The sequence below is a fragment of the Hymenobacter segetis genome, from assembly GCF_054776495.1.
On the sequence record NZ_BAAHBV010000003.1, the window covers coordinates 496,501 to 521,632 of the forward strand.

12 protein-coding genes and 1 pseudogene are annotated in these 25,132 nt (G+C 61.7%); 8 read left to right on the plus strand and 5 right to left on the minus strand.

Going from position 1 to position 25,132, the window contains the following annotated elements; translation table 11 throughout:
• Positions 1-45: 45 nt before the first annotated feature.
• Positions 46-1,215 carry a serine protease gene (locus ACYU70_RS19090; RefSeq protein ID WP_342296812.1) on the plus strand — a complete coding sequence of 390 codons (1,170 nt, stop codon included), beginning with the start codon at positions 46-48 and terminating at the stop codon, positions 1,213-1,215.
• 447 nt (positions 1,216-1,662) lie between these two features.
• Positions 1,663-1,824, plus strand: a pseudogene (locus tag ACYU70_RS19095) (YkvA family protein); the annotation flags it as partial.
• A gap of 374 nt (positions 1,825-2,198) precedes the next feature.
• On the opposite strand, the gene ACYU70_RS19100 reads toward ACYU70_RS19095, so the two are convergent.
• The 5 genes from ACYU70_RS19100 to ACYU70_RS19120 all read right to left on the minus strand — a co-directional run bounded on the left by ACYU70_RS19100 (position 2,199) and on the right by ACYU70_RS19120 (position 9,671).
• Complete coding sequence (locus tag ACYU70_RS19100; protein WP_342296813.1) at positions 2,199-2,465, minus strand: acyl carrier protein; 267 nt, start codon at positions 2,463-2,465, stop codon at positions 2,199-2,201.
• A gap of 137 nt (positions 2,466-2,602) precedes the next feature.
• Positions 2,603-6,040 carry an efflux RND transporter permease subunit gene (locus ACYU70_RS19105; RefSeq protein WP_342296814.1) on the minus strand — a complete coding sequence of 1,146 codons (3,438 nt, stop codon included), beginning with the start codon at positions 6,038-6,040 and terminating at the stop codon, positions 2,603-2,605.
• A gap of 37 nt (positions 6,041-6,077) precedes the next feature.
• Complete coding sequence (locus ACYU70_RS19110; RefSeq protein WP_342296815.1) at positions 6,078-7,217, minus strand: efflux RND transporter periplasmic adaptor subunit; 1,140 nt, start codon at positions 7,215-7,217, stop codon at positions 6,078-6,080.
• 111 nt (positions 7,218-7,328) lie between these two features.
• Positions 7,329-9,011 carry a TolC family protein gene (locus ACYU70_RS19115; RefSeq protein WP_342296816.1) on the minus strand — a complete coding sequence of 561 codons (1,683 nt, stop codon included), beginning with the start codon at positions 9,009-9,011 and terminating at the stop codon, positions 7,329-7,331.
• A 45-nt stretch (positions 9,012-9,056) separates the two neighbouring features.
• Entirely contained in the window at positions 9,057-9,671 is a 615-nt protein-coding gene (locus ACYU70_RS19120; protein ID WP_342296818.1) for a TetR/AcrR family transcriptional regulator, read from the minus strand.
• A 328-nt stretch (positions 9,672-9,999) separates the two neighbouring features.
• Between ACYU70_RS19120 and ispF the strand changes: the two genes are divergently transcribed.
• The 6 genes from ispF to ACYU70_RS19150 all read left to right on the plus strand — a co-directional run bounded on the left by ispF (position 10,000) and on the right by ACYU70_RS19150 (position 25,091).
• The gene (gene ispF / locus ACYU70_RS19125; protein ID WP_342296820.1) at positions 10,000-10,482 is read left to right on the plus strand and encodes a 2-C-methyl-D-erythritol 2,4-cyclodiphosphate synthase; all 483 of its coding nucleotides are present in this window, start codon (positions 10,000-10,002) and stop codon (positions 10,480-10,482) included.
• Positions 10,483-10,595: 113 nt separating this feature from the next.
• Positions 10,596-12,254 (plus strand): M28 family peptidase, encoded by a 1,659-nt coding sequence (locus tag ACYU70_RS19130; protein WP_342296821.1) that lies wholly within the window; start codon positions 10,596-10,598, stop codon positions 12,252-12,254.
• Positions 12,255-12,434: 180 nt separating this feature from the next.
• On the plus strand, positions 12,435-14,111 hold the full coding sequence (locus ACYU70_RS19135; protein ID WP_342296822.1) for a M28 family peptidase: 1,677 nt from the start codon (positions 12,435-12,437) through the stop codon (positions 14,109-14,111).
• Between the two features lie 6 nt (positions 14,112-14,117).
• Complete coding sequence (locus tag ACYU70_RS19140; protein ID WP_342296823.1) at positions 14,118-15,506, plus strand: LutB/LldF family L-lactate oxidation iron-sulfur protein; 1,389 nt, start codon at positions 14,118-14,120, stop codon at positions 15,504-15,506.
• A 69-nt stretch (positions 15,507-15,575) separates the two neighbouring features.
• Positions 15,576-16,631, plus strand: coding sequence for a hypothetical protein (locus ACYU70_RS19145; RefSeq protein WP_342296824.1), 1,056 nt, complete (start codon positions 15,576-15,578; stop codon positions 16,629-16,631).
• Positions 16,632-16,940: 309 nt separating this feature from the next.
• Positions 16,941-25,091, plus strand: coding sequence for an Ig-like domain-containing protein (locus ACYU70_RS19150; RefSeq protein ID WP_342296826.1), 8,151 nt, complete (start codon positions 16,941-16,943; stop codon positions 25,089-25,091).
• Positions 25,092-25,132: the final 41 nt, after the last annotated feature.

Below are 25,132 nucleotides of genomic sequence, written 5' to 3' on the forward strand. Positions count from 1 at the left end.
TCCCATCCGCTTACCGCCGCCGGCCCTGGCCAGCAGCATTTACCCATGATGACTGAAGCAGACTATTACGCATTATTTGAAGCCTACTCGAACGGCGAGTTGGCCGGGCCCGCCCGCGCCAACCTCGAAGCGCGCCTGGCAGCTGACCCGGCCCTGGCCCTGCGCTATGCCGACTTCACCGAGATGACCGGCACGCTGCGGGCCTACGGGCAGCGCCAGCAGGCCCGACAGCAGCTGCGCGGCATTCACGCCGCCATGCTGGCCGCCGATGCCCCCGAAGAAATTGCCCTGCCCGCCACCGGCCTCACCCACACCGTGCACCCGATGCTGCGCATTTCGCGCACCGAGCGCAAGCTCCGCGAATTCTGGAGCGGGCACCGCGCCACCGTGGGCGTAGCCGCCTCGGTAGCCGTGATGGCGGTGTTTGCCACGCTTTTGGGCTTGGATTTGTGGAAAACTTCCCACCTGCCTGTTCCGGCCAGCTACCAAGCGCTTCGCCGCGATATAAACAACCTCAAGCACAACCAGAAGGTGCTGAACAGCACTATCAAGCGTATTGATGGCAGCGCCACGCCGCCGCTGGCCCCGGTGAGCAAGTTCAGCGGCACGGGCTTCGCGCTTACCTCGGAAGGCTATTTGGTGACCAGCTACCACGTTATTCAGGGTGCTGATTCGCTGCTAATTGAAGGCCGCAACCACCAGCGCTACCACGCCGAGCCGGTGTATTCGGACATCAAGCACGACCTCGCCATCCTGCGCATTACCGACAAGAAATTCACCGGTTTCGGCCGCCTGCCTTATGCGGTGAAGTCGGGCCAGGCCGATTTGGGCGAGCGGGTGTTCACCCTCGGCTACCCGCGTGAGGATGTAGTTTATGGCGAAGGCTCGCTGAGCGCCCGCTCAGGCTTTGAGGGCGATACCGCCTTTTACCAGGTGAGCATTCCGGTGAACCCGGGCAACTCGGGCGGCCCGCTGCTCGATGAGCGCGGCAACCTGATTGGCGTGGTGAGCGGCCGGCAGAACGACGCACAGAGCGCCGCCTTCGCTACCAAGTCGTCGTACCTCGTACGGCTCGTTGATTCGCTGGCCGCAGCTAAATCGGCTACTACCTACCCCTACCATTTGCCTCGCTTCGGCCAGCTGGCCGGCACCGGGCGGCCCCAGCAGCTCCGGAAGCTGCAGGACTATGTATTCGTAGTTAAGGTGTTTGAATAGGCTGGCATTCGAAATCTATGCTGGGCAACGGCCTGTTTCTTTATCGAAGCAGGCCGTTGTTTTGTAATGGCTTTTCGAGCGGGGCGATTATTGTGCGTAGAACATCGAAACAAGCCGGTTATTCTAGCGTTTGGGGAGGCTAATGCACGGCTTTTTCATAACCTTAGGTTCCGTAATGTAGTATTCAAGCTTAGATGAGCGGTGCTTGTCCTTCAATTCTTTCGTCTTTTTTAACCTCCGCATTCCGTGACTCAAAACCAACAAACCCCGCCGAGCAGCAACGACGTTGCTGGTTCCGCTATTTTCAAGAAGTTTCTGAATACCGCCGAGGGCTACATCAAGCAGCCCACGCGCATGAAGTCGTTGCTGACCGATGCCTATAAAAAGGCCAGCGAGAAGAACGACGTGGGCACGCTGGCCCACGAAGCCTGGGAAACCCTCCAGACCATGTTCCGGCTCATTAAGGCGTCGATGTCGGGTGAGTACACGGGTGTGCCCGGCACCACGGTGGCAGCCGCTGTAGCCGTGCTCATCTACTTCCTGAGCCCGATTGACCTGATTCCGGACTTCATTCCGGTGCTGGGCTTGCTCGATGACGTGGCCCTGGTAGCCTGGTTCTCGACCACGCTAAAGGGCGAGATGGACAAGTTTCACGAGTGGGAGCTGACCCGCCCCGCCGAGGTGAAAACCAGCGCCACGGACGTTACCAACACCGCCAGCGGCCTGACGCCGAAAACGGCGACTCCTGCCGCCCAGCCCTCGCATTCCAACGACCCGGCTGCTCCCACCGCGCACGTAGCCGAAGAATCGGCTAAGCACGCCGGCACCGGCAGCATAGCCGCCAATACCACCGACAGCAGCCGTGAGCCCAGCACCACGGCCACCGATACCGGCGGCAACGTACGTTAAGCGGCACAGCAGCCAGAAACAAAAAAGCCCCCGCAACCTGAGTTGCGGGGGCTTTTTTTACGGGTATAATAATGCTAGGCGGCGGCGGCGTGGTCGCGCACGAAGCGAACGAAGTCGCCCACGGTGTAGAGCGGCACTTCGTCGGGGATGGTGATGCTGAAGTTGCGCTCCAGTTCCAGAATAATATCTACTACGTCGAGGGTTTCGAAGCGCAGGTCGCGGGCGAGGCTGGCGGTTTTGCGCACGCGGCTGGCCCGGATGGCCTTGCGCTTGCTGATAATGCGGAATACCTGCTGCTCGATAGTAGGTGTGTGCGTGGAGCTAATGGTGGATACGTACATAATAGAGTTGCGGAAAAAGATGGTGAGGCAAGGGCTGGTGCTTGGTTTCAATAGCGCCCCGCGGCGGCGGGGGAAAGTGCCCACCGGCGGCCGCTGCTGCAACAACAGCCGACCAGCGGGCACCAACGCCAGAAACGTTAGGCTAGTACAGCCGGCGTAGCCGCCTGTATTTCTTCAGAGTCCACCTCCTCGGAAATGGTTGCAACGTTGTCGGGGTTTTTTCCGGAAATTTTTCCCTTCAGCGATTCGCTCAGCAAATACATAACTGGCACGACCAGCAGGGTGATGCCCGTGGCGAACACCAGACCGAAAATAATGGTCCAGGCCAGCGGGCCCCAGAACGTTACCGACTCGCCGCCGATGAAGAAGTGGGCGTTGCCGGAGTTGAACAGCTCGTAGAAGTCGATGTTCAGACCAATGGCCAGCGGGATGAGGCCCAGCGTGGCGGCCGTGGCCGTGAGGATAACCGGGTTGAGACGGGTGCGGCCGGCCAGCACGATGGCCTCGCGCAGCGGCATGCCCTGCGCCCGCAGCATGTCCATGAATTCGACCAGTAGAATCCCGTTTTTCACTACGATACCGGCCAGGGCGATGATGCCCACGCCCGTCATCACGATGCTGACGCTCTGACCCGTGATGGCCAAGCCCCAGAACACGCCGGCGATGGAGAACAGCACTTCGGAGAGGATGATGACCGGCTTGCTGAACGAGTTGAACTGCGTGACGAGAATCAGGAAGATGAGGCCCAGTGCGCCGATGCCAGCCAGCGGCAGGAAGTCGCTGGTTTCTTTCTGGTTTTCCTGAGCGCCGCCCATGTTGATGGTGTAGCCGGGGGGCAGCGGGAACGACTTGAGGGCCGTCTGGATGTTGCGCACCACGTCGGGGCCGGTGTAGCCGCCCAGCACGTTCGAGCTGATGGTGATGATGCGCTTGGTGTCTTTGCGCTTGATGCCGCCGTAGGTGCTGCCGTAGGTGACATCGGCCACCGACGAGATGGGCACTTGGCGTACAGCGCCGGTAGCGTCGCGGAAGGTGAGCGGAGCGTTGATTACGGCGTCCACGTCGTCGCGGTAGGGCTTGGCGTAGCGCACCTGAATGGGGTATTCGTCGTCGGCCGTTTTGAATTTGCTGGCCTCGGTGCCGTAGATGGCGGTGCGGACTTCCAGGCCAATCTGGCCGGTGCTGATGCCTTCGCGGTTGGCGCGGGTGCGGTTGATGTTGACGGCGATTTCGGGGTTGCGGTCTTCGAGGTTGGAGCGCAGTTGCTCGACGCCGCCGATTTTCAGCGAGTCGACGTAGCGAATCATCTTTTTCGAGAGGGCAGCCAGTTTGGGGTAGTCGTCGCCGGCTAGCTCGATGGCGATTTCCTTGCCCGTAGGCGGGCCGCTGGCTTCCTGGTCCACCGATACTTCAGCGCCGGGAATGCCTTTCACCACTTCGCGGATTTTATCCATGTAGGTGTGGGTGGCCGGGCCGGTACGCTCGCTGAGCTCTTTGAAGGCCACGCCGACTTTGCCCATGTGCGACTGCGACACGCCGGCGGCGGTAGCTTCGCCGGGGTCGCCGGCACCGATGGCAACGTTGGTAATCACCGATTCCACGTCGTGGTTATGCTCGCCGATTACGCCGTAGATGCGCTTTTCCAATACTTTGGTAATCGAATCGGTGACGGCTACGCGGGTGCCGACGGGCATTTTCAGGTAAGTGTAGATGAACTTGGGGTCGCCTTTGGGGAAGAAAGCAACCTGGGGCTTGCGGATGCCCACGGCCACAAACGAGCCGATGAACAGCAGGAACACACCCACCATCACCAGAACCGGGTGGCCGATGGCCCAGCGCACGAGGTTGGCGTAGCCGTTCTGGAAACGCGGCAGGGCGCGCGTCTGGAACCAGGCAATCATCTTCACAAACACGAACTTATCGAGGAAGCAAAGCAGGATAACCGTGATGGACAGGTTGCCCACGAAAGTCGAGTGCGACACGTAGCCGATGATAGCAATCAGCAAAAGCACGCCCATGGCAATCATGAAATTGCGGGTGAGCTTGGGCTTGCTGTGCAAATCCTCCTCAAAATGTTCTTCGCGCTCCATGAAGCTCACGGCGAACACCGGGTTCATGATGAAAGCCACGACCAACGAAGCCATCAGCGTGATGATGAGCGTCACGGGCAGGTAGTACATGAACGAGCCCACGATGCCGGGCCAGAACAGCAGTGGCACGAACGGCGCCACCGTGGTCAGGGTACCGGCCAATACTGGCACGAATACCTCGCCGGCGGCGAATTTGGCGGCTTTCGGCGTGGTCAGGTTGGGGTGCTCGTGGAGGAGGCGGTGGGTGTTTTCGATTACCACGATGGCGTCATCGACCACGATACCGAGGGCCAGCAGGAAGGCGAAGAGCACAATCATGTTCAGCGTGAAGCCGAACACGGGGATGACAAGGAAGGCCAGGAACATCGAAATCGGCACCGAGAGGCCCACAAATAGGGCGTTGGTGGTGCCCATGAAGAACATCAGAATCAGCGTCACCAGCAGGAAGCCGATGATGATGGTGTTGATGAGGTCGTGGAGCGTGACGCGGGTGTCGTTGGAGGTATCGCCGGTTACGGTGATGGTCAACTCCTTGGGCAGGCTAGCTTTCGATTCTTCAATCAGGGCCTTGATTTTGTCCGATGCGTCAATCAGGTTTTCGCCCTGGCGCTTCACCACGTTCAGGGTAATGGCGGGCTTGCCGTCGAGGCGGGCATAGCTTTCACGGTCCTTGAAGCCGTCGGTGACGGTGGCGATGTCGCCGAGGCGCACGGGCGAGCCGTTCAGGTTCTTAATCTGGATGTCGGCAATGTCGGCGGCCCGGACGTACTGGCCGGCCACGCGCACGGCACGTTTCTGGCCGCCTACGTCGATGGAGCCGCCCGAGATGGTGAGGTTTTCGCCGCTGATGGCGCGGGAAATGTCCGTGAAGCCCAGGCGCGAGGCGCGGAGCTTGTTCAGGTCCACGTCCACGTTCACCTGCTGGTCGAGAGCACCCACGATATCCACGCGGGTGATTTCGGGCAGGGCCTCAATCTTGTCCTGGAAGTCGTCAGCGAACTTCTTGAGTTGGGCGGCGGGGAGGTTGCCGGCCAGGTTGACGAACATGATGGGCTGCTCGGAAATGTTGATTTCCTTCACCAGCGGCGCGCTCGGCAGGTCGTTGGGCAGCTCGGTGCTGGCCTTGTCTACGGCATCCTTGATGAGCTGCTTGGCGGCCTGCACGTCCACGCCGGATGTGAATTCCACGTCCACGATGCAATAATCCTGGTTCGAGGTGGAGTTGATGTGCTTCACCCCGTTCACGGATTTAATCTCCTTTTCGAGCTGGCGCGTGACGAGGTTTTCGATGTCGGTGGGCGAGGTGCCGGGGTACACCGTGGCCACGATGATGCGCGGAATCACGATGTCGGGAAATTTCTCCTTGCCGAGCTTGATGTAGGCAAAAATGCCCGCCACGCACAGCAGCACCGTGATGATGTAAATGCTGGTCTTGTTATTAATGGACCAACTGGTTGGGCCAAATTCTTTTTCGATGTCCTGCATGGTTTCTTCTCTAAAAGCTTGAGAAATAATTGCGTCTCTACGCGCCCTGCACGGCCACTTTCTGGCCTTCGTTCAGGTTCTGGTAGCCGCCTGAGATAATCTGGTCTTCGGCGGTGAGGCCGCTGGTCACCTCTACTTTGCCGTTGTAGGTGTTGCCGGTTTTGATGACGCGCTTCTTGGCCACGGCCTTGCCGCCCTCCTGGGCCACCACGTACACGTAGCTGTTTTCCTCGTCGTGCTGCACGATATCAACCGGGATAACCGTGGCGTTGGTCGCGTTGTAGTTCTGGATGCGCACCGTGGCCACCATGTTGGGGCGCAGGTTGGCGGCTTTGGCGCTTTTCAGGCGCAGCTCCACGGTGAAGGTGCGGCTGGTGGCGTTGATGCTCCGGCTCACCACGCGCACGGTGGCGGGCATTTCCTCGTCGCCCAAGTCTGGGATGGTTACCACGGCGTTGTCGCCGGCCTTGATGCTGTTGCCGTAGGCTTCCGATACATCGGCCAGGATTTTGCCGCCGGTGCCGCTGGTCAGGCGCACCACCGGCGCGCCGGGCGCGGTGATTTCGCCCAGCTTGGGCAGTACCTCATCCACGGTGCCCGAGAACGGGGCCACTACACTGTATAGAGCGCGCTGCTGGTTGAGGGTGGCCAGGTTGCGTTGCAGGGCCTGGTAGTTGTTCTTGGCTTGCAGGTACTGGATTTCGGTGCCAATCTGCTGGTCCCAGAGGCTCTTCTGCTTCTCGTACACCGTCTTGGCGAGGTCCATGCGGGTGCGCAGCTCGGCGGCGTTCGCATCGAGGATGCTGGCATCGATGGTAGCCAGCACCTGGCCTTTGCTCACACGGTCGCCGCGCTGCACGCGGATGCTGGTGAGCGAGCCGGCGGCGCGGGCACCCACGGTAGCGTTCTGGTCAAAATCGACGCGGCCCTGCACTTCGAGGTAGCTTTTGAAGCTCTCGGGCTTGGCGTTCATCACCGAAACCGGCGTGGGGGCCACAGTGGCCGGGCCACCGGTTTTGGCTTCCAGCTCGGCAATTTTAGCCTGCGTGGCGGCCTGCTCGCTTTTTAGCTTTTCGAGCTGGGCTTTGGGGTCCTTATTAGAAGAGCCGCCGCAGGAGGCGAGCAGCAGGGTGCCGGCGAGAAACAACGCGGCGGGTTGGGTTGAGGAGAAACGCATGGGTAAGCGGGGTATTTTGAGCGTAGGGGCGGGGCCTGCCCCCGCCCGTCGTTGAACGAAATCGTTGAGATGGCGCGAACGCCGGGCGGGGACAGGCCCCGCCCCTACTCGTTATTTTTTAACCTGGTTAAACAGCTCACCAGTCGCTTTGTCACGGTCGACTTTCGCCACCAGCACGTCGTAGATGGCACCGTAGTAGTTGGTCTGAGCCGAGCGCAGGTCGGTTTCAGCCGTAATCACCTCCAGGTTGGAGCCTACGCCGGCGTTGAACTTGATGCGGGTGACGCGGGCCACGTCGGTGGCCAGGTCGAGGTTGGCTTTCTGGTTGTCCAGCACGTCGAGGGCGTTGATGAGCGTGGTGCGGCTCTGGGCGTCCTGCAAGTCAATGCTTTGCTTCAGTGTTTCGAAACCCTTCTCGATGGTTTGCTGCTGCAAGCGGCTTTGCTGCACTAGGTATTTGCGGCGGAAGCCGTCGAACACCGGTACCTGCAAGCTCAGGCCCACGTTGCCGAAACCGAACCAGTTCTGGTTGGCAAAGCCGTTGCTGTTGCGCGAGTCCGGACCGCGGAAGGCGAACAAATCACCCGGCGTTTTGGCTGAGCCGGTGAAACCGTAAGCTCCCGTGAGCACGAGGCGCGGATATGCGCCGGCCTGGCGGTTACGCAGGTCGAGGCCAGCCAAGGCCTGCTGCGTTTCGAGGGTCGAGAATTCGATACGGTTGTTGTAGTTCAGGGCACCCAGCGCGGCTATCGGCCGGCCGCCGGAGAGGGCATTCTGCTGGTCGAGCCGGTTTTGGGCGGCGACATCGGTCTGGCCGGGGGCCACGGGTGCGGTGGGTACGGCATCCAGGCCCGCGCCACCATTCGTCAGGCTGGCCGCGCCGAGGCGCTGGCGCAGGGCACCGGCATCCACCACGGCCGCGCCGAGCGAGTCGGTGAGCTGCACGGCCTGCTGCTGCGGCAGACCCATCTGAAACTTGAGCAGGGCCACGCTCAACTCGGTGAGGCGCTGGGCTTTCTGCTGCTCCACCACCAGGTTGTTGCGCTGCACGCGCAGGCGGTCCACGTCGAGCTTTTCAGCAAAACCAGCCTTGAAGGTCTGGTTGGTTTGAAACAGCACGGTGTCGAGGCGCTGCACGTTGCGGGCCAGTAGGGCGAGACGCGAGCGGGCCACCAGCGTGCTGTAATAGGCCTTGCTCACCTGCTCCACCACGTCAATTTCGGCTTGCTGGGTTTGCTTCTGCGCCAGCTCGGTGTAAACCTTAGCGGCTTTCAAACCAATCAGATACGCGCCATCAAACAGCAACTGCGATACCGAGGCGCTGGCGTTGCCGGCGTATTGCAGGCCGAAGGCGAAGGCCGACGGCGGCTGCGGCGTGCTGGGCAGCGTGATGGGCTTAATATTCACCGTCTGGCCCGACTGGGCAGCGGCAATATCGGCCGCCGTGAGCGGCGTGGCCGAGGAGCCGCCGCCGAGGGCCGAGAAATCGACCAGGCTTTTTTGCAGCTTGAAGTTGTCCGACACCGTGGCGGCCACGTTCACCTGCGGCAGGCCGGCGCTCTTGATTTCGCCAACTTTGGCGGCCGCCGTGGCCTCGCCCAGGCGGGTGGACAGCAGCGAGGGCTTATTCTGCACGGCGTAGCTGATGGCCTGTTGCAGGCTCAGGGGCATGGTGCCGGCCGTGGGCGTGGTCACCAACGCCGCGTTGGGCCGGGTTTGGGCAAGCAGCGCCTGGGGCACGGCCGCGCTCAGGGCGGCCACCAGCAGGAATCTGGTTCGTAACAGCGTGTTCATAAAAACAGCAAAAAAGAAAACGGGTAAGCGGGGAAAAGCGGGGGGTTATTCTTCGTCGGTGACGTTGCGGTACTGGTTGATGAGCCGGTGGCCCTTCAGCGTGGCCACACCGAGCATGAAGTGCTCTAGCAGCGCCACCGACACGCGCTCCTTGGCAAAGTCGCGGGGCGGGAACAGTTCTGGGTCGAACTGCAGCTCAATCTGGGCCAGGCGCAGGCGGGCCAGCACTTCCATGTCGAGGTCGGCCTGAAAAAGGCCTTCTTCGATGCCCCGACGCAGGTTTTCCTTGATTTGGGTAAGGATGAACTCGTGCTTGTGGGCCTGCCAGAGCTGCCAGGTGGTGGGATGAAACTTGCGGAGGTCGTAGAAAATGCTGGGGTGGACGTTGCCAAACTCCTGCTTAATCCAAGTCAGCATCTGAAACAGTTCGTCGATGGCCGAGGAGGCGGCTTTTATCATCACCTTGCACTCGTTCTGGGTGCCGTCGAGGTGGCGACTCATGGAGGCTTCCACAATCTGGTCCTTGTTTTCGAACCACTTGTAGAGGGTCTTTTTTGACATGGCCAGGTCGGCGGCGATGTCGTCCATGCTCACGCTTTTGATGCCGTTGCGCATGAAAAGCTGCTGGGCGTGATTGAGGATTCGGTCTTTGATTTCCATAACTAGCGCCGCAAAGATACAATGGAAACTTTTAACGTGCTCAAAGTTTCCAACGCATTTTTACGGTCTGCAACCAGTGCAAGGCCTTTTTGCGCGTAGCCAGACGCGCATGGCTCCCGTTTACTTTAGCCCAATGCGAAAAAAAGTATTCAGCCCCTTGCATGACTAACTAATTTAATTGGTAATACAAAGCTAATAAATTTAGTTTAATAGTATTCCCAAATCAGATTATTTATTTGTGACCTAAGCTCAAGCCTACCGCGCGGCGGAAGTGCCGGGCGCGGGTACTTTTGCGCCGGGCCGCGGTGGCCCGCTTGCATTCGCGCTTATGAAAATCCGGACCGGCTTCGGCTACGACGTTCACCAATTGAAAGAAGGGCTGCCCTTCTGGCTCGGCGGCATTGAGGTGCCGCACACCCACGGCGCCCTCGGCCACTCCGATGCCGACGTGCTCATCCACGTCATTTGCGACGCGCTTTTGGGCGCGGCCAACCTGCGCGACATCGGCTTCCACTTCCCCGACACCGACCCGCAGTACAAGGGCATCGACTCGAAAAAACTGCTTTCCGGCGTGATGCGCCTGCTGCGCGAGCGCGGCTATGAGGTAAGCAACATCGACTCGACCATCTGCCTGGAGCGCCCCAAGGTGAACCCACACATTCCGGAAATGCAGCGCGTGCTGGCCGCCGTGATGGGCATCGCGGAAGAGGACATTTCCATCAAAGCAACCACCACCGAAAAACTGGGTTTTGTGGGCCGGCAGGAAGGCGTGGCCGCCTACGCCAGCGTGCTGATTCAGAAAGGGCTGTAGAGACGCATAATTGCGTCTCTACAGCCCCGCACCGTTGAATACGTTTGCCGTTCAACGACGAGACGCAATTATGCGTCTCTACATCGTTCTAAATTTCCCACCATACTAATACAATGAAGCAAACCCCTCTCCTGCTGGCTTTTCTCGCGCTGGCCAGCGCCGCCCCGGCTCACGCCCAGGGCAAGGTTAAGGTGAAATCCAAGGCCGCCACCACGACCAAAATCAAAACCAAGGCCGGCGAAACCGCCGGAAAAGACTGGAGCGTGAAATACGCCGACCAGGTAACCGCCGAACGCCTGCGCACGCACCTAGCCGTGCTGGCATCGGACGAGTATGAAGGCCGCGAAACCGGCCAAAAAGGCCAGCACATGGCCGCCGACTACGTAGCCAAGCAGTTCAAAGAGGCCGGCCTGACCGGCCCGGTAACCACCGGCACCGACCCTTACCAGCAGCATTTTGATGTGGAGCAGGTGACCTGGGCCGACGGCAATACCCTGAAAGTGGGCAGCACGAGCTACGAATGGCTGACGGATTTCTATGGTCTGGGCGATTCGCCGTTCGGCCAGGAAACCAGCGTGAAGCCGGTTTTTGTGGGCTATGGCATTGAGCAACCCGGCTATTCCGACTACGCCAATGTGGACGTGAAGGGCAAGGACATTCTGGTGCTGATGGGCGAGCCCACCGGCGACGGTGGCAAAGCCCTGCTCAGCGCCGACGGCTCGCCCACCAAGTGGGGCACCGACTACCGGGGCAAGGCCCAACTGGCGGCCCAAAAGGGTGCCCGCACGGTATTTTTCGTGAGCTTCAACCCCACCAGCAACTTCGCCAAGCAAACGGCGCGCATGGCCCCATTTATCTCGCGCCCGTCGATGGTGATGGTGGGCAACGACAAGCCCGGCCGGGCGCCGTCGTTCTTTATCTCGCCGGCCGTGGGCCTGGCCGTGCTGGGCACCAATGATGCGGCGATGCAGACGTATCTGGGCAAAATCAACTCGACCAAGCAGCCGGTAGCCGCTACTTTCAACGTGGTGCCGATGCAGATTAAAGCCGAGCGCAAGCGCGAAAAGCTCGACACGCAGAACGTGCTGGGCTTCATCGAAGGCACCGATAAGAAGGAAGATGTCATCGTGATTTCGGCCCACCACGACCACCTCGGCAAGCACGAGGGCCAGGTTTTTAACGGGGCCGATGATGATGGCTCGGGCACCACAGCCATTATCACGATGGCGGAGGCTTTTGCCAAGGCCAAGAAGGAAGGCCACGGCCCGCGCCGCAGCTTGCTGTTCCTGAGCGTGACGGGCGAGGAAAAGGGTTTGTTTGGCTCGGAATATTATTCCAAGCACCCCATCTTCCCGCTGGCCAGCACCGAAGCGGACTTGAACGTGGACATGATTGGCCGGACCGACGTGGAGCACGAGGGCAAGCCCGACTACGTGTACGTAATCGGCTCGGACAAGCTGGCCTCGGAGCTGCGCGTAATTCTGGAAGCCGAAAACAAGCAGTACGACCCCATTGACCTGGACTACCGCTTCGACGACCCCGCCGACCCGAACCGCTTCTACTACCGCTCCGACCACTACAACTTCGCCGTGAACAAGGTGCCAGTGGCATTTTTCTTCAACGGCGTACACGCTGATTATCACCAGCAGAGCGACGAAATCGAGAAAATTCAGTTCGATAAAATGGAGAAGCGGGCACGGCTGGTGTTCCACACCGCCTGGGAGTTGGCCAACCGCGACGGCCGCATTGTCGTTGACTCGAATAAGCCGTAGATTAAACAGTCGTCATCCAATTCGTCTGTCATCCTGAGCACAGCGAAGGACCTTATCGCGTCTGAATAAATAGCAGTCTGTTTACTGCCAGCCCTTCAAGCGTGATAAGGTCCTTCGCTGTGCTCAGGATGACAGACGTTTTCATTTTTTCTTACTCCCGCCCACATTCCTCCTTCCTCCATGCTGAAAATGTACGCGCTGGCGGCCCTGCTGCTAGCTAGCGCTCTACCCGCCGCCGCCCAAACTGCGCCCACCAAAATCAAGGTAAAAACCAAGGGCGCACCCGCTACCCCCGCCGCGCCGGACATATCCCAAACCTACGCCGCCCTCATCCAGCCCGCCGACTTGCGCACTCACCTCACGGTAGTGGCTTCGGATGCGTTCCAAGGACGCGAGGCGGGCCAGCCGGGCCAGAAGCTGGCGGCGGATTATCTGCAGAAGCAGTTTGCGGAACTCGGCCTGCAAGGGCCGGTGGCGGGTAGCGACAACCCGTATTTGCAGCATTTCCAGCTGACGCACAGCCTCTATGCGCCGGGCGGCTACCTGAAAGTGGGCGCACAGCGCTACGAGTACCTGAGCGATTGGTTCAGCTACGGGCCGATGCCGTCACCCTTTCTCACCGAAACGACTTCGCAGCCGGTTTTTGCGGGGTTTGGGGTGGAGCAGGGGGCGTATTCGGACTACGCAGGCTTGGATGTGAATGGCAAGGACGTGGTGGTCATCATGGGCGAGCCGCAGGACGAGCGCGGCCGCAAGCTGCTGAAGCCGCTGGGCCGCAAGGATGATTACTGGGATTCGGGCCTGCGCAAGGCGGCGCTGGCCAAAGCCCACGGGGCGCGCAGCATTTTCCTGATGACGTTTGCCCCGTCCCTGACTTTCCAGAAGCAGACGAGCGAGCTGGGCGAATCACTGCGCGAAGCAGCATTTTCGCTGCCCGACCCCGGCCCGGAAATTATCGACACGGTGGCTGAAAATATCCCGCCGGGCATCGGCGTGTATTTCACCTCGCAGGAATTGGGGCTGGCAATGGCGGGCACCAGCATAAACGGGCTGCTTGACTACGTGCGGGCGCTGGGCCGCGCCGGGCGGCCAGTTCCGGCGGGCTTTCAGCCTCCGGTGGCGACCATTTATTTGCCACAAAACCAGCAGCCGCTCACCACGGAGAACGTGCTGGGCTTTCTGGAAGGCTCGGATAAAAAGGATGAGGTGCTGGTGGTTTCGGCCCACTACGACCATTTGGGCGTGAAGCATGACACGGTATATAACGGGGCCGATGATGACGGTTCGGGCACGGTGGCGGTGATGGCACTGGCGAAGGCGTTTGCGCAGGCGAAGAAGGACGGGCACGGCCCGCGCCGCAGCATCCTGTTTGTGCTGATGACGGCGGAGGAAGAGGGCCTTTTCGGCTCGGAATACTACACGGCGCATCCTGTGTTCCCGCTGGCTAATACCATTGCCGACCTTAACATCGATATGGTGGGGCGCACCGACCGCAAGCACAGCGCCAAGCGGCATTTTGTGTGCATCGTGGGTTCGGATAAGTTGTCGTCGGAGCTGCACGCCATCAACGAGGCGGCCAACCGCGACTACACGCACCTGGAGCTGGACTACCACTTCAACATTCCCGGCGAGCCGGAGCACATCTACTACCGCTCGGACCACTACAACTTTGCGCGGCGCAAAATCCCGGTCATCTTCTACACCACCGGCGAGCACGTCGACTACCACAAGGTCACGGATGACGTGGAGAAGATAGAATTCGATAAATTGGCGGAACGCGCGCAGCTGGTGTTCCACACCGCCTGGGCGCTGGCCAACCGCGAGCAGCGCATCGTGGTTGACTCCAACAAGCCCTGATTTGCCATGACCACCGCCACCAAAGCCAGCCAGTTTCAGCTCGACGCCGAGAAGAAAGCCTTCGACCGCGAGCACCGCCGCAAAATCCGCTTCAACATCGGCAAGTACGACGCGGCCGTGAGCGCGGGCATGAAGCTCTACGACCAGCACGAGCTGGCCCGCGACCGCGGCGCTTACCTCAAAGCCACCGTGCTGGAAAAGCTGGACGAGTACCTCCTGCAGTTCGAGGCGGCCTTCACGGCGCGGGGCGGGCGCGTAATCTGGGCGCGTGATGCCGCCGAGGCGCTGGCCGAAATCGGCAAGCTGACTAAGGCGCGCAACACCAAAACTGTGGTGAAGGCCAAGAGCATGACCACCGAAGAAATTCACCTCAACAAGTACCTCGCCACGCAGGGCATCGAGTCGGTGGAAACCGATTTGGGCGAGTACATTGTGCAGCTCAATGGCGAGCGGCCCTACCACATTGTGACGCCGGCCATGCACCTGAGCAAGGCCGACATCAACGATATTTTCGTGAAGCACCTCGGCACCGAAAGCACCGACGATGCCCAGAAGCTCGTGCTCACGGCCCGCCACCTGCTGCGCAATAAGTACACCGCCGCCGAAGTGGGCGTTACCGGCGGCAACTTCCTCATTGCCAAAGAAGGAGCCGTGGCCGTGACGGAGAACGAAGGCAACGCCCGCCTTTCGGCCACCTTCCCCAAGCTGCACATTGCGGTGGTGGGTATTGAGAAAGTCATTCCGCAGCTCACGGATTTGGATTTGTTCTGGCCCCTGCTCAGCACCAGCGGCACGGGGCAGCAGGTCACGGTTTACAACACGGTTTATTTCGGCCCGCGCCAGCCCGGCGAGGTGGACGGCCCGGAGGAAATGGTGGTGATTCTGCTAGATAACGGCCGCACCAACCTGCTGGCCCAGCCCGACAAGCGGGCAGCCCTGCGCTGCATCCGCTGCGGGGCCTGCCTGAACGTGTGCCCGGTGTACAAGAACATCGGCGGCCACACCTACGAAACCACGTATTCCGGCCCCATCGGCTCGGTCATCAGTCCCCACCTTTCGGGCCTGCCCGAGCACAAGCACCTGAGCTACGCCAGCAGCCTGTGCGGAGCCTGCACCAGCGTATGCCCAGTTCGCATTCCGCTGCACAACCTATTGCTGCTCAACCGCCAGCAGAGCGTGCAGGAAGGCTACGCGCCCACCGAGGAAAAACTCGCCATCGGCCTCTGGAAGTGGAGCATGCAGCACCGCTGGGCGCTGGATTTGCTGCCCGTGAAGCTGAAAGACTGGAGTCTAGGACGCCTGCTGGGCCAGGTGGGCTGGAGCAAACGGCGCGAGAGCCTGCACATCGCCGGGCCGTCGTTCCGGGAGTTGTGGAAGGCCCGGGCAGGCCACTAGGCTACCCGGGAGGGATTCATTAATTCGGCTGCCGGGGGATTTTGCGCGTATCAGGTTTTTTCGCCGCCTATGCCTTCCCCCTTGTTTTTCGCGTTGCGTGTAATCGTCGGTCTGAGCGGCATGGTGTTGGTTATTACCACCTTGTCAGCGGCCATCCGGTCGTTCGTACTGCCCCGCAACGAGGTGGTGCGCCTGAACGTGTGGGTATTCATGGGAATTCGCGTGTTTTTCGATTTGGCGGCGAAATTGTCCAATTCCTACGAGCGGCGCGATAAAATCATGGCTCATTACGCACCGGTGGCGCTGGTGGCACTGCCCATATTCTGGGAAGCGTTGGTGAGCTTGGGCTATACCGGCATGTACTGGGCCGTGGGCGAAGGCAACCTGCTGCACTGCTACCAGCTGAGTGGCAGCTCGTTGCTCACACTGGGCACCATTGATGATTTCAGCTTTATCGGGGGCGTGCTCACTTATTCGGAGGCGGCGCTGGGGCTGCTGCTGCTCACGCTGCTGCTATCGTATCTGCCCACCATCTACCAGTCGTTTTCGCGGCGCGAGGCCACGGTGGCGCTGCTGGAACTGCGGGCCGGCACGCCGCCCACGGCCGCCTGTCTGCTCATGTGGCTCAACCACGACGGCTCGGTGCAGAACGACGACCAGCAGTGGGCCGAGTGGGAGCGGTGGTTTGTCGAGATTGAGGAAAGCCATACCTCGCTGCCCATCCTCTCGTTCTTCCGCTCGCCGCAGCCGGGGCGTTCCTGGGTCACGTCGGGCGGGCTGATTCTGGACACGGCCGCGCTGCTTTTTGCCGCCGTGGATGGCCCCCAGCCCCGCCAGGCCCAGATTACCTTCAAGGCCGGCTGCCTGGCCCTGAACCGGGTGTACCGCTTCTTCGACACCAAAGCCGGGGCCGAGCCCACCAGCCTGTTGCCCGACGAAGAAGCCGACCCCGGCCGCGTCGATTTTGACCAGACCTGCCAGGAGCTGGCCGCGCACGGCCTGAAGATTTGCGAAGACCGGGCGGATGCCTGGCGGCGCTACTGCGAGCTACGCAGCCGCTACACCATGGCCCTTGGTTTCCTGGCCCGGCTCACCATGGCCCCGGGCGTAAAAAGCAGCACGTAGTACCCGGCCGAAGGCATTTTCCGGGCAGTAGCACGGTGCCAAATCAGCCAGGGCACGAAGGACAACCATGCGCCGCCTAAAAGCTTGGTTAGAATATATTTTGCGGGCAAAAACCGGCTTAAAATACTAACTGAAGGACTTTTGCATAATTTCAGCAACAAGAAGGACTACACCCTTACCAATGATAATAGCCAAGCGCTGGAATATTGATTAATTTACGCCCCCATTTACTGGCTTAATTCAACTTACTCTTTTTCTTTTTTCCTCTTCTCTCTTCACCCTCTTCCCCAACTCTATTTCCAAACCTCTATGCACACATTTTTATTAAGCAACCGGCTGGGCCGGTGGCTGGCGGTAACGCTTTTGGCGTTAATGAGCGCCACCACGGCCCATGCCCAGCTCACTGGTGCCAAGACCATTCCGGGCGACTATGCCACCGTGGCCGCAGCTATCACGGCCCTCAACGCGCAAGGCGTGGGCGCAGGCGGCGTCACGTTTAACGTGGCGGCGGGCTACACCGAAACGGCCGCCAACCTAGTCATTACGGCCACCGGCACCGCCGTTAACCCCATTGTGTTCCAGAAATCGGGCACTGGTGCCAACCCGCTCATTACGGCGGGTGTAGGCGTGAGCACTTCCGTGGATGCAGTAATTGCCCTGGCTGGCTCCGACTACGTGACATTCAATGGATTGGACGTGACCGAAAACGCCGCCAATACCACCACCACCACACAGATGGAGTTTGGCTACGCGCTGGCCCGGGCCTCGGCCACCGACGGTGCCCAGTTCAACACCATTCGCAACTGCGTGGTGACGCTGAACAAGACCAATACCGCCACCATCGGCATCGCGGGCCTGGCTTCGGCCATTGCCAACACCACGGCCGTGCCGGCCACGAGTGCAGCCGGTGCCAACTCCGGCAACAAGATTTACGGCAACGTGGTAACCAATTCGCTGGTTGGCATTTACCTGGCGGCGGGCTCGGCTACGGCCGTTGCTTACTTCGACCAGAACAACGAAATCGGGGTAACGACGGGCAACACCGTTGGCAACTTCGGGGGCACGGCCTCGGGCTACGGCGTGGGCGGCACCTACCAGAACGGCCTCAAGATTTCGGGCAACACCATCAACAGCACGCTGAACTACACGTCGGCCACGGCCTCGACGGCTGTGGCAGCCAGCACGGTTACGAGCACGCTGCGGGGCATTTACACGCCCAGCAGCACCTCCGCCACCATCGATATTACCAACAACATCGTTACGCTGGCCAGCGGGGCCACCTCGTCACAGCTGTCGGGCATCGAAAACTCATCGGGCGGTACGCCGACGACCAATACGATTACCATCAGCGGCAATACCTTGTCGATGTCCTACCTGACGGCCACTTCGGCCACGGTGTACGGCATTAACAACTCGGTTTCGCCCGCCACAATTGTTATTTCGAATAACATCATCAATAACACGACGCTCTCGACCACCGGCACCACCTACCTTATCTACAACAACCACAGCGCGGCGGTAGCAACCGTCAGCGGCAACCAGGTGTCGGGGGTGACGCGCACGGGGGCATCGGGCACGATGTACGGCTACTACAACAACGGCTCGGGGGCCGGCACGCAGTCGCTGACCAACAACGTGTACAACAACATTTCGGTGGCGGGCTCCTCGGCATTCTACGGCCTGTACAACACCAGCTCTTCGAGCGAAACGCAGCTGTGGTCGGGCAACCAGATTACCAACATCACGGCCGGCACCACGCCTACCGGGGCACTGTACGGCATCTACGATTCGTACGGCAATACTGGTTCGCAGTTCTTCAACAACACGGTGACGGGCCTGAGCGGCGGCAGCACGGTGTATGGCCTGAACATTTCCAACTCGGGACTGGCGCAGGCCGCCGCCTACGGCAACACCATTGGCGGGCTGAGCACTTCGGGAGCATCGTCGGTTTATGGCATTTACACGTCGGTTACAACGCCTACCATCTACCGCAACAAGGTGTATGGCCTGTCGGGTAGCAACGCCGGTGCGACGCTCTACGGCATTTATACCGCCGGCGGCACCACCATCACCCTGTATAACAACCTGGTGGGCGACCTCCAGGCTCCGGCGGCAACGGGCCTGACGGCCGTGAACGGCCTGTACTTCAGCTCGGGCACCACCATCAATGCCTATTTCAACACGGTATACCTGAATGCCAGCAGCACGGGGGCCACGTTCGGCACCTCGGGCATTTACTTTTCGAGCACGCCTACGACCGTAGACCTGCGCAACAACATTGTGGTGAATAAATCGACGGCCGTAGGCACGGGCGGCTACACCGCCGCCCTGCGCCGCAGCACGGGCACGGCGGGCACGGTGCCCGCCAACCTGGCCACTACCACCAACAACAACCTCTACTACGCCGGCACGCCCTCGGCCACGAACCTGATTTACGTGGAGGGCACCACCACGGCCACCAACGCCCAGCAAACGCTGGCCGCCTACAAAGCCTTCATGGTGAACCGCGACCAGGCGGCCGTGACCGAAGACGCACCGTTCCTGAGCACCACGGGCACGGCCGCAACCTTCCTGCACATCAACCCCGCCGTGGCGACGCAGGTGGAAAGCGCCGGTGCGCCCGTTAGCGGCATTACCACCGACTTCGACAACGATACCCGCAACACGACCACTCCCGACCTGGGGGCTGACGAAGGCACCTTCACCCCGCTGGATTTGACGGGCCCGACGGTTACGCTGGTTGCACTGGGCAACACCAGCAGCACGGCCAACCGCACCCTCACGGTCACCATCACGGACCCGAGCGGCATTTCGACGACGACGGCCCCACGCATCTTCTACCGCAAGGGCACGAGCGGCGCGTTCACGTCGGCCCTGGCCACGAGCGTGAGCGGCAGTGCCTACACCTTCACGCTCAACAGCGCCACGCTGGGCGGCGTAGTTATCGGCGACGTTATCCAGTATTATGTAGTGGCCCAGGATGTGCCCGGCAACGTTTCGTCGAACCCGGCGGGCGGCACCTTCAGCACCGCGCCGGCAACGTTTTATTCGTACACCATCCTCGGCACGCTGGCTGGAGTGTACTACGTAGGCGCGGGCACCTCGCCCAATCCGGCCCGGACCTACACCACCCTCACGGCCGCAGCCAACGCCTACAATACCAACGGCCTGGCCGGTGCGGTCACGTTCCTGCTGCTCGATGCCACGTATTCGACCGCTGAGACGTTCCCGATTGCTTTCTTCAACAACCCAGAAGCCAGCGCCACCAACACGCTCACCATCAAGCCCAACACGGGCGTAACGAGCACCATCACGGGCGCTTCTTCCCTACTGGCCTTCCAGAACCCGCGCTTTATCACGCTCGACGGCTCGAACGCCACCAACGGCACTTCGCGCGACCTGACCCTGACCACCACCAGCACCACCAGCGGTGCGTACCACGTATTGGTGCTGAGCCCCACCACCAACACGCTGGGCTCGACCAACATGACGGTTCGCAACCTGAACGTCGTGGGCGGCAGCGCCATCACGTCGGGCGTGCTCGGCATCGTCGCTCAAGGCTCTGATAATGACAACCTGACGGTGCAGAACAACAGCGTTGTGGGCGTTACGATTGGTATTCAGGTTAACGGCGCGGCCACGGTTTCGGCCGGTGGCAACGACAACACCGTGGTCCAGGGCAACATTGTGGGCCCGGCCACGGCCGCTACAGCTACTAACATTGGCACGACGGCCCTCTACGTGGGCAACTCGGTGAATGCCACCATCAACGGCAATACGTTGCAGAACGTCACCAACTCCACAGCCCCCTTTGGCCTGAGTGTGGTGGGCGTGACCGGTGGCACTGTAAACGGTAACACGGTGCGCGGCATTGTGAACACCGGCACCGGCGGCTACGCCTATGGCATCAACGTGAGCACGGCCTCGACGGGCCTGGTCATTGATGCTAACCGCATCAGCGGCGTGGTGGGCGTGGGCACGGGCGGCTACGGCGGCTACGGCATCCGGGTGTCGACGGCCACGGCCAACAGCAACCTGCGCATCAGCAACAACTTCATCAGCGACATTCAGGGCACCAGCTACACGACTCTGACGAGTGGTGGCACGGTGGGCCTGCTGCTGACCTCGGCGATGAGCGGCGTGAACGTGTATTACAACTCGGTGAACCTGACCGGCAACTACAACTACACTGCCGGCTTCTCGATAGCGTTTGGGGTTGATGCCTCGGTAACGGGCCTCAACGTGCAGAACAACATCTTCGCCAACTCGCAGGTGAACAGCGCCGGCGCGGGCAGTGCCTACGCCTTCTACAGCGCGGCCCCGGCTGCGGCCTACACCACGCTGAACTACAACGACTACTACAGCAGCGGTACCCAAGCTACCCTGGCGTACTTCGGCAGCGCCAACCAAACCACGCTGGCGGCCCTGCGCACGGCCACGGGCAAGGATGCGAACTCCATCAGCGCCGACCCGGTGTTCACGTCGGCCACCGACCTGCACGCCGCGGCAGTAGCCGTGAACGCCGCCGCCACGCCCATCGCGGGCATTACGACCGACTTCGACGGCGAAACCCGCAATGCTTCGACCCCCGACATCGGGGCCGATGAATTCACGCCGCTCTCCTTCGACCTCGCCGCCGTGGCGCTGGTGGCCCCGGCTACGACCAGCACCTGCTACGGCACCGCCGAACCGGTGAGCGTGAGCATTCGCAACGCCGGTACGGGTACGCTCGACTTCAGCACCACGCCGGCTACCATCAGCGTAACAGTGACGCTGCCCGGCGGGGGCACCATTCCCCTGACCACGACTCTGAGCACGGGCACGCTGGCCAGCGGGGCCACCCAGACCGTGGTGCTGCCCGGCACGCTTAACATGAGCGCCGTAGGCACGTACTCGTTCGCCGTCACGGCCACCGTGACCGGCGACGGCAACACGGCCAACGACGTACTGACGCCTGTGCCCACCCGTACGGTGGCAGCTCCGGTGGTTGGCACGCTGGCCGCAAGCTCTGCCAACCTCTGCGTGAGTGGCACCACCGTGCTCACCCTCGCGGGTGCGGCCAATGGCAGCATTCAGTACCAGAGCAGCACCGACAACGTGACCTTCACGGACATAGCCAATGCGACCAGTGCTACGTACACCACGCCGGTTCTCACGGCTACTACGTACTACCGCGCCCAGGTGCGCTGCAATACCGGCACGGCTACCTCCAACGTGAGCACCATCACGGTGAACAACCCGCTGGTGGCTTCCACCAACACGCCGGTCGCCATCTGCGCAGGCAGCACGGCTACCCTCACGGCTACGCCTTCGGCCGGCGCTTCGGTACGCTTCTTCAGCGCGGCCACGGGCGGCACGGCCCTGGCCACGGCCGGCAGCTACACCACGCCAGCCCTCACGGCCAACGCGACCTATTACGCCGAAGCCTTTACCGTGGCGGGCAGTAGCGAGACAGTAGGCAAGGCTACCTCCATTCAAACCAACGGCGGCTACAGCGGCACTGGTACGGGCGTGGTGTTCACCACCACGGGTCCCCTGACCCTGCAATCAACCACTGTATACAATGCCACGGCTACGGCCGGTTCGATGAGCGTCGACCTGGTGAACAACGCCACTGGTGCCGTTATCACGACGGTTGGGCCGTTTGCCATCCCGGCCGGCAGCACCACGGCACTGGTTCCGACGGTTCTGCCGCTGAACCTGGCCGTACCGGCGGCGGGTACCTATCGCCTCGTCACGTCGAGCACCCCCACGCCGCCCACGCTGTACCGCGACTCGGGTAGCAACACGTTCCCCTACACTTCGCCCAGCGGTCAGATATCGGTTACGGGCGGCTACATCAGCGGAGCGAGCACGACGTACTACTTCTTCTTCAATATCCAGGTTAGCACCGAGTGCGTAAGCGCTGCTGCTCGTACACCTATTCAGGTGAACGTGACGCAGCCGGCTACGGCCAGCTTCCCGGCCGCTACGGCCAGCACCTGCGGCACCTCGGCCTTCGCGCTGACGGGCACTGTGGGCGGCTCGGTTACGACCGGCACCTACAGCACCAGCGGCACGGGCACGTTCTCGCCCAATGCCACCACGCTCAACGCGACCTACACGCCTTCGGCTGCGGACGTGGCCGCCGGCACGGTAACCATCACGCTGACGTCGGCTGCCTCGGGCCCTTGCGCCGCCGCCACGGCTACGCAGACGCTGAGCATCAGCCCCGCTCCGGTGGCTACGTTCTCCTACCCCACGGCTACGACGTATTGCGCCGGCAGCACCAGCACCGTTTCGCCCACGCTGGGCACGGGTGCTACCGCTGGCACGTTCTCCTCGACCACGGGCCTGAGCATTGACCCCTTCTCCGGCATTATCATGCTGAGTGCATCGACGCCCGGCACTTATACCGTGACCAACACGGTGGCCGCCAGCGGTGCCTGCGCCGCGACCACGGCCACCGCCACAGTGACCATCACGCCGGCTACTACGGCCACGTTTGCTTACACCACAGGCACGTTCTGCGCCAGCGGCACCAACCCCACGCCCACGGTGACGGGCACGGCCGGCGGCACATTCAGCTCCACTTCGGGCCTGAGCCTGAACGCTACGACCGGTGCCATTAACCTGAGCGCCTCGACCATTGGCACCTACACCGTGACGTACACGGTGGCCGGCGCTTGCGGCAGCTCGGCCACGGCTTCGGTGACCATCACGGCGGCTCCGGTGGCTACGTTCAGCTACCCCACGGCCACGACGTATTGCGCCGGCAGCACCAGCACCGTTTCGCCCACGCTGGGCACCGGCGCTTCGGCTGGCACGTTCTCCTCGACCACGGGCCTGAGCATCGATGCCACCACCGGCGTTATCACGCTCAGCACTTCCACCGCCGGCACCTACACCGTGACCAACACGATTACGGCTTCGGGCTCGTGCGCTGCGGCGACGGCCACTACTACGGTAACCATCACGCCGGCCACCACGGCCACGTTCGCCTATTCGGGCGCGACCTTCTGCGCCAGCGGCACCAACCCCACGCCCACGGTGACGGGCACGGCCGGCGGCACGTTCAGTTCCACTTCGGGCCTGAGCCTGAACGCTACGACCGGTGCCATTAACCTGAGCGCCTCGACCATTGGCACCTACACCGTGACGTACACGGTGGCCGGCGCTTGCGGCAGCTCGGCCACGGCTTCGGTGACCATCACGGCGGCTCCGGTGGCGACGTTCAGCTACGGCACTACTTCGACCTACTGCGTGAGCGGCGCTACCAACCCCACCGTTGCCTTGGGCACCGGTGCCACGGCTGGTACGTTCTCTTCGACCACCGGCCTGACGCTGAATGCCACCACGGGTGCCATCACCCTCTCGTCTTCGACGCCCGGCACCTACACCGTGACCAACACGGTAGCCGCCAGCGGCGGCTGCGCTGCCACCACGGCTACGGCCACGGTGACCATCACGGCGGCCCCGGTTGCTTCGTTCAGCTACGGCACTACTTCGACCTACTGCGTGAGCGGGACCACGGCTCCGGCCGTTGTACTGGGCACGGGTGCCACGGCTGGTGTGTTCTCCTCGACCACGGGCCTCACGATTAATGCCACCACCGGCGCTATCACCCTGGCTTCGTCCACGCCCGGCACCTACACCGTGACCAACACGATAGCCGCTGCCAGCGGTTGTGCCGCCGCTACGGCCACCACCACGGTGACCATCACGGCTGCTCCGGTGGCGACGTTCAGCTACGCCACTACGGCGGGCTGCGCGGGTTCGACCACCGCGGTGACGCCCACGCTGGGCACCGGCGCATCGGCCGGCACGTTCTCTTCGACCACGGGCCTGGTGATTAACGCCACCACGGGTGCCATCAACCTGGCCACCTCCACGGCCGGCACCTACACCGTGACCAACACAGTAGCCGCCGCCGGTGGTTGCGCTGCGGCCACGGCCACGGCCACCTTCACGGTGAACCCCCGCCCAGCTACGCCCACCATCAGCGTGGTGTACAACGGCACGACCACGACGCTGACTTCCAGCGCCACGACCGGCAACCAGTGGTACCTCAACGGCAACATCATCACTGGTGCCACGGGTCAGACCTACGTGGTGAACGGCTTGCCCGCTCAGTACGGCCCCTACACCGTGACCACGACCAATGCCAATGGCTGCGTGTCGCTGCCCTCGACCCCGCTGGTTATCACGGCGGCTCGCAACGGCATTGCCGGGGCCAGCCTCCAGGTGTACCCGAACCCCACGCCCACGGGCCAGATGACCCTGGAGCTGACCGGCTACCGCCTCGCTACCCAGCTCACGGTGCTTGACGCCTTGGGCCGGGTTATCATCAGCGAGCTGCTGCCGGCCAACGCCGGTACCGCCACCCGCACCCTCGACCTGAAGGGTGTGGCCACGGGCGTGTACCTGCTGCGCCTGCGCAACACCGACGGCGTGGAAACCCGCCGCCTGGTGCGCGAGTAGTCGCTGGTTGGCACCCATTGAAAAGCCCCGCTGGCATTGCC